This window comes from Candidatus Melainabacteria bacterium RIFOXYA2_FULL_32_9 (assembly GCA_001784615.1).
In the GTDB taxonomy this organism is placed as follows: Bacteria; Cyanobacteriota; Vampirovibrionia; order Gastranaerophilales; family UBA9579; genus UBA9579.
This window is the reverse complement of the sequence record MFRQ01000032.1, coordinates 19,733-20,205: the sequence shown is the minus strand read 5'-3', so window position 1 is coordinate 20,205 and position 473 is coordinate 19,733. Positions and strand designations below refer to the sequence as shown.

Annotated in this window: 1 protein-coding gene and 1 pseudogene (1 of these 2 cut by a window edge); both read left to right on the top strand. The window is 44.0% G+C overall.

Features of this window, described 5'->3' with window-relative positions; all coding sequences use genetic code 11:
* The first annotated feature begins 2 nt into the window (after positions 1–2).
* A complete protein-coding gene (locus A2255_02050; GenBank protein ID OGI22675.1) occupies positions 3–185 on the top strand; it encodes a hypothetical protein in 183 nt (60 codons plus the stop codon).
* Positions 186–315: 130 nt separating this feature from the next.
* Positions 316–473: pseudogene (locus A2255_02045) on the top strand (50S ribosomal protein L16) (it continues 247 nt past the right edge of the window).

Below are 473 nucleotides of genomic sequence, written 5' to 3'. Positions count from 1 at the left end.
TTATGGGTATTATAGGTGTTAAAACCTGGATATTTAAGGGCGAAATTCTTCCTGGTGAAGTTGCCGACTTAAATATTAAATCCAAAGCTTCAAATGAAGCAGTCCAAGCACAGGGTGGACCTGGCGGACGTGGTGGTCCTCGCAAAAGAAGAGGCCCTGGTCCTGGCGGTCCTAAAGGCCAATAAAGCGGGAGCGCTGGTTTTAGGGTAGCGCACCATCAAAAAATGATAAGTGCCCTGCAATCTAAACCGAAACCAAACTCATTCTAGTATAATGCCTATCAGGCACATTAATAAGTTAGGAGCAAAATTTGCTATGTTAATGCCAAAAAGAACAAAATATCGTAAGCAGATGAGAGGAAGAATGTCTGGTACCGAAACCAGAGGTACGACAATACAGTATGGCGATTTTGGCTTACAAAGCTTAGAGCCAGCCTGGATTAACAGTCGTCAAATTGAGGCTGCCAGAAGAGC